Genomic DNA, 6737 nt, shown 5'->3' on the forward strand with positions numbered 1-6737 from the left:
CTTTTTTGCATATCAGGATTGTTTCCGCCGGGAGGCCTGGACGGCGTCGTTGATGACCTTGTAGATCTGGATGACCACCGTGGGCAGGAAGGCCAGCAGGACCACCAGGCCGATCTCCTGCATGGTGAAGGGGGCCACCTCAAAGAGGGTATTGAGGCCGGGGATGAAGAGAACGGCGGCCAGGAGCACCACGCCGGCGAAGAAGGCGCCGATGCTGGCCTTGTTGGTGGTGAGGCCGATGCGGAAGATGGAGGGGAGGCCGCGGCAGTTGAAGCCGTGGAAGAGCCGGGCCAGGGTGAGGGTGGAGAAGGCCATGGTCATGGCCAGCTCGGCGCCGGAATCCCGGAGGCCGATGAAGTAGGCGGCCATGACAGCGGCGGCGATGATGGCGCCGTGGGCAAAGATCTTGCCCAGGAGGCCCTTGGTGAGGATGGGCTCCTTGGGGTCACGGGGCTTCTGGTCCAGCAGGCCGCCGGTGGCCGGCTCCACGCCGATGGCGATGGCGGGCAGGGAGTCGGTGAGGAGGTTGATGAAGAGGAGGTGCACCGGGGCGAAGGGGACGGAGAGGCCCAGGATGGAGGTGAGGAGGACGCAGAGGATGCCGGCCATGTTGCCGGAGAGGAGGAAGTTGATGGAGTTCTTGATGTTGGTGTAGACGCCCCGGCCGTTGACCACCGCCTTGACGATGGTGGCGAAGTTGTCGTCGGCCAGGATCATGGAGGCGGCATCCTTGGAGACCTCGGTGCCGGTGATGCCCATGGCCACGCCGATGTCGGCGGCCTTGAGGGCGGGGGCGTCGTTGACGCCGTCGCCGGTCATGGAGACGATCTTGCCCTTGCGCTGCCAGGCGGACACGATGCGGATCTTGTGCTCGGGGGACACCCGGGCGTAGACGGAGATCTTCTCCAGCCGCTGGTCCAGGTCGGCGTCGGTCATGTTGTCCAGCTCCACGCCGGAGACAGCCTCATCCCCCTCCCGGAAGATGCCCAGCTGCTTGGCGATGGCGGAGGCGGTGACCTTGTGGTCGCCGGTGATCATAATGGTGCGGATACCGCCCCGCTTGGCGTCGGCCACGGCCTGGATGGCCTCGGGCCGGGGCGGGTCGATCATGGAGATGAGGCCGATGAAGGTGAAGTCCTGCTCGTCGTCCAGGGTGAGGGTGTGGTTCTCCGGCAGCTCCCGGTAGGCGAAGGACAGGACCCGCAGGCCCTCCATGGAGAGCTCCATGTTCACCCGGGAGATGCGCTCCTTCCACTCGGGGGTCATGGGCACCTTGCCCTCCCGGGTGAGGACGTGGGTGGACCGGGCCAGGAGCACGTCGATGGCGCCCTTGGTGTAGAGGGTGGGCACGCCGTCGATGCTGTGGAGGGTGCTCATGAGCTTCCGGTCGGAGTCAAAGGCCAGCTCCCCGATGCGGGGGTGCTGCTGGCGGTAGGCCACCTCGTCGATCTCCAGCCGGTCGCCCAGCATGACCAGAGCCACCTCGGTGGGGTCGCCGATGCTGGTGCCGGTGGCCGGGTCGGTGGTGGCGTCGCTGGCCAGGAGAGCCGCCTTCAGCAGGAGCCGCTGGACGTCGTTGACCAGGTCCAGGTCGTTGCCCTCCAGCAGGGAGCCGTCGGCGTAGATCTTCTGGGGGGTCATCTTGTTCTGGGTCAGGGTGCCCGTCTTGTCCGAGCAGATGACCGACACGGCGCCCAGGCTCTCCACCGCCTTCAGGTCCTTGATGATGGCGTTCTCCTTGGCCATCTTCTGGGTGCCCAGGGCCAGGACGATGGTGACGATGGAGGAGAGGGCCTCCGGGATGGCGGCCACGGCCAGGGCCACGGCGAACATGAGGGAGTCCAGAATGGGCATCTCCCGGTAGAGGGAGAGGCCAAAGACCAGCACGCAGATGGCCATGATGACGATGGCCAGCTTCTTGCTGAAGTCGTCCAGGGACTGCTGGAGGGGGGTCTTGCGCTGCTGGGTCTGGTTCATGAGGGCGGCCACCTTGCCCAGCTCGGTGTCCATGCCGGTGCCGGTGACCGCCACCAGGGCCCGGCCGTAGGTCACCAGGGAGCCGGAGAACACCATGTTCTTCCGGTCGCCCAGGGCCACCTCGTCGCCGGGGATCACGTCGGCGGTCTTCTCCACCCCCTCGCTCTCGCCGGTGAGGGAGCTCTCATTGACCTTGAGGGAGTAGTTTTCCAGAATGCGGCCGTCGGCCACCACCATGTCGCCGGCCTCCAGCTCCACGATGTCGCCGGGGATGATCTGGGCGGAGGGGATGACGGTGCGCTTGCCGTCCCGCAGCACCTTGGCTGTGGGGGAGGACATGGCCTTCAGGCTCTCCAGGGACTTCTCGGCCTTGAAGTGCTGGACGGTGCCCAGGATGGCGTTGAGGATGAGGACGGCGAAGATGACGATGGTGCTCTCCAGATTGCCGGAGACGGCGGAAATGACGGCGGCCACCAGCAGGATGACCACCAACAGGTCCTGGAACTGCTCCAGGAAGACCTGGAGGCCCGATTTCTTCTTGCCCTCGGCCAGGGCGTTCTTGCCGAACCGCTCCAGCCGCTCCGCCGCCTGGGCCGAAGTGAGTCCCGTCCGGGCGGACTCCACCGCCTTCAGGGTCTCCTCCGGGGTGCGGTTGAAAAAGGCTTTTTCCATGCTGCACACTCCTTTTTTACAGGTTATCTTGCCCCGGGAACAGCCGCCGATTCTCCCGCCGGAACAATAAAAAAAGACTTTTGAGTATACACTCCGCCCCAGCGAAGTACATACTCAAAAGTCTTGTCACCGTCACCGGCGTCCTCCCCCAGGCCAAAGGCCGTGATGTTGAAGGAGGAACTTGCGACTACTCCCTTTTGAATTACCCACGATTATACCGACTGTTTCCGCCCTTGTCAAGGCCACCCATGTAAAATCCGGTAAACTTTTTCTCTCACATCGGAAGACCGCTTTTCTTGCAAACGCCTCCCCCTTGGGGTAAAATGGTACCAACGCGAATAGGAGGTCATGTATATGCGCGATGGTTTTGTGAAAGTCGCCGCCGGCACCCCGTCCATCCGGGTGGCCGACTGCCGTTATAACGCCGAACAGATCTTCACCCTCATGCGGGAGGCCCACCACCAGGGGGTGCGGGTCCTCTGCCTGCCGGAGCTGTGTCTCACCGGCTACACCTGCGGGGACCTCTTCCTCCAGCCCACCCTGCTCAAGGGGGCTGAGGAAGGGCTCCAGACCATCCTGGAGGCCACCAAGAACCTGGACATGGTCACCGCCATCGGCCTGCCGGTGCGCAGCCCCTTTGACAACAAGCTCTACAACTGCGCCGCCGTCATTCACAAGGGGGAGATCCTGGGCCTGGTACCCAAGACCCACCTGCCCAACTACGGCGAGTTCTACGAGGAGCGCTGGTTCGCCTCCGGCGCCGGGGTGGATGTCACCTTCCCCCTGTGCGGCCAGGAGGTCAACCTGTCGGCCACCGGCCTCTTCTACTGCACCCAGCTGCCCCAGCTGGTCATCGGGGTGGAGATCTGCGAGGACCTGTGGGCGCCGGAGCCCCCCTCCATCCGGGCGGCCCGGGCGGGGGCTACCCTCATCCTCAACCTCTCCGCCTCCAATGAGACGGTGGGCAAGGCCGGCTACCGTCGCTCCCTGGTGTGCGGCCAGTCGGGCCGGCTGCTGTGCGGCTACGTCTACGCCGACGCCGGCGAGGGGGAGTCCTCCACCGACCTGGTCTTTGCCGGCCACAACATGATCGCCGAGAACGGCGTCCTCCTCTCTGAGCGGCGCTTCGGCACCGGCCTCACCGTCAGCGAGATCGACGTGGACCGGCTGTGCGCCGAGCGGCAGCGGCTCAACACCTTCCAGCCCCTAGCCGAGCAGGACGCGCTGTGGCGGATCGGCTTCGACCTGGAGCTGGCCGACACCCACCTGACCCGTCCCGTCTCCCCCACCCCCTTCGTCCCCGAGGACAAGACCGACCGGGCCGAGCGGTGCAACGAGATCCTGTACGTGGCCGCCCTGGGCCTCAAGAAGCGACTGGAGCACACCAGCGCCAAGACGGCGGTGGTGGGCCTCTCCGGCGGTTTGGACTCCACCCTGGCCGTCCTCATCACGGCGGTGGCCATGCAGATGCTCCAGCGCCCTGCCACCGACATCATCGCCGTCACCATGCCCTGCTTCGGCACCACCGACCGGACCAAGTCCAACGCCGTGCTGCTGGCCGAGCGGCTGGGCTGTACCCTCAAGACCATCGACATCGGCGAGGCGGTAAAGCAGCACTTCAGGGACATCGGACAGTCCATGTCCGACCACGACGTCACCTTTGAAAACGGCCAGGCCCGGGAGCGGACCCAGGTCCTCATGGACATCGCCAACCAGACCGGCGGCCTGGTCATCGGCACCGGCGACCTCTCCGAGCTGGCCCTGGGCTGGTGCACCTACAACGGCGACCACATGAGCAACTACGCCGTCAACGCCGGCATCCCCAAGACCCTGGTGCGCCACCTGGTGAGCTTCATCAGCGACGACAAGGAGCAGGAGGACCCCCAGCTCTCCGGCGTCCTCTCCGACATCCTGGACACCCCCGTCTCCCCGGAGCTCCTCCCCGCCATCGAGGGCCAGATCGCCCAGAAGACCGAGGACCTGGTGGGCCCCTACGAGCTCCACGACTTCTTCCTCTACTACGCCGTCCGCTGGGCCTTCCCGCCCCGGAAGGTGCTGCGGCTGGCCGAGCACGCCTTCGGCCGGACCTACGATCGCGCCACCCTCCTCAAGTGGGAGCGCACCTTCTACCGCCGCTTCTTCTCCCAGCAGTTCAAACGCTCCTGCCTCCCCGACGGCCCCAAGGTGGGCTCCGTGGCCCTGTCGCCCCGGGGCGACTGGCGGATGCCCTCTGACGCGGTGGCCGCACTGTGGCTGGAAGAATTGGAAAACCTGGAGTAAATAGACTGCCTCCGCCGCCAGTCGCCCATTGGGGCCCCCACGGGGACCCGTGCGGTCCCCGTGGGGAGAGGAGGCGCGACGGAATGAGCGAGCTTTCGCCTCCAGGCGGAAGCGAGGGGTATGGAGTCCGCGCCGACGAGGCGGATGCCGTCTGACGCTGTGGCCGCACTGTGGCTGGAAGAGCTGGAAGGCCTGGAGTAAACACCATATATCCCCCAAATCCGCCTATGGGCCCCGCCCATGGGCGGATTTTTTCCCCTTTTTAAAATTCGTGTGGGGCGGACGTTTGTCCATTCATAAAATAGTAATATTTATATGTTAGAATAATATTTAATGCACTAATCATTAGATATCCATATGACAACTACCGCCGCCCCTCCCGGGGCCTTCGCAGAGAAAGGAGCGCGATGCCAATGGCCAGCTACAATTACAGTGACGTGACCCCCGAGATCCAGGCCCTCGCCGCCAGGAGTCTGGAAAACTGTCAGATTGACCCCGAAGATTACCGCCGCTACGACGTCAAACGGGGCCTCCGTGACCTGGACGGCAAGGGTGTGCTGGCCGGACTCACCGAGGTCTCCGACATCATCTCCAAAAAGGTGGTGGACGGGGTGGAGGTCCCCTGCGAGGGCGAGCTCTACTTCCGGGGCTACAACATCGAGGACCTGGTGGGCTCCGCCCTGCGGGAGAAGCGCTTCGGCTTTGAGGAGACGGCCTACCTTCTCATGTTCGGCCAGCTGCCCACCCGCTCGGAGCTGGCCGACTTCACCCAGCTCCTCTCCTCCTACCGCACCCTCCCCAAGAACTTCGTCCGGGACGTGATCCTAAAATCCCCCAGCAGCGACATGATGAACTCCCTGGCCAAATGCGTCCTCTCCATCGCCTCCTACGACGACAAGACCGACGACATCAGCCTCCCCAACGTGGCCCGGCAGTGCATCCAGCTCATCGCCACCTTCCCCCTCTACGCCGTCTACTCCTTCCAGGCCTACACCTACAAGGAGGGCAACTCCCTCTTCATCCACGCCCCCCGGCCGGAGCTCTCCACCGCAGAGAACATCCTCACCCTCCTGCGGGCCGACTCGGCCTATTCCTTCTGGGAGGCCCACATCCTGGACATCTGCCTCATGCTCCACGCCGAGCACGGCGGCGGCAACAACTCCACCTTCACCACCCACGTGGTCACCTCCTCGGGTACCGACACCTACTCCTGCATGGCCGCCGCCCTGGCCTCCCTCAAGGGCCCCAAGCACGGCGGCGCCAACATCAAGGTCATCCAGATGTTCGAGGACATGAAGAAGGCCGTCCGGGACTGGACCGACGAGGAGGAGATCTCCGCCTATCTGAAGGCCCTCCTCCACGGGGAGGCCTTCGACAAGGCGGGGCTCATCTACGGCATGGGCCACGCCGTCTACTCCCTCTCCGACCCCCGGGCCAACATCCTCCGCCGGTTCGTGGAGACCCTCTCCCGGGAGAAGGGCCGTACCGACGAGTATGATCTCTACGCCCGGGTGGAGCGGCTGGCCCCCCAGATCATCGCCCATGAGCGAAAGATCTACAAGGGCGTGGCAGCCAACGTGGACTTCTACTCCGGCTTCGTCTACCACATGCTGGACCTCCCCCTGGAGCTCTACACCCCCCTCTTTGCCATGGCCCGCATCGCCGGCTGGAGCGCCCACCGCATCGAAGAGCTCATCAACATGGGCAAGATCATCCGCCCCGCCTACAAGTACGTGGGCACCCATCGGGACTACACCCCGCTGGATCAAAGATAAGACCCAAGGCCCGGAGCTTATGCTCCGGGCCTT

At 64.6% G+C, this 6737-nt stretch carries 3 protein-coding genes; 2 read left to right on the forward strand and 1 reads right to left on the reverse strand.

What is annotated here, in order from left to right:
• Positions 1-12: 12 nt before the first annotated feature.
• On the reverse strand, positions 13-2649 hold the full coding sequence (locus Q0K15_RS10150; protein WP_294515733.1) for a cation-translocating P-type ATPase: 2637 nt from the start codon (positions 2647-2649) through the stop codon (positions 13-15).
• Positions 2650-3003: 354 nt separating this feature from the next.
• Here Q0K15_RS10150 and Q0K15_RS10155 point away from each other — a divergent pair, with 354 nt between their 5' ends.
• Both Q0K15_RS10155 and Q0K15_RS10160 read left to right on the forward strand, forming a co-directional pair.
• Positions 3004-4929, forward strand: coding sequence for an NAD(+) synthase (locus tag Q0K15_RS10155; protein ID WP_294515734.1), 1926 nt, complete (start codon positions 3004-3006; stop codon positions 4927-4929).
• A gap of 413 nt (positions 4930-5342) precedes the next feature.
• Positions 5343-6704: a citrate/2-methylcitrate synthase gene (locus Q0K15_RS10160; RefSeq protein WP_294515735.1), complete on the forward strand. Its 1362-nt coding sequence runs from the start codon at positions 5343-5345 to the stop codon at positions 6702-6704.
• The last annotated feature ends 33 nt before the right edge of the window (positions 6705-6737 follow it).

Origin of the sequence: uncultured Intestinimonas sp., from assembly GCF_944387245.1 — a bacterium.
Taxonomy (GTDB): domain Bacteria; phylum Bacillota; class Clostridia; order Oscillospirales; family Oscillospiraceae; genus Intestinimonas.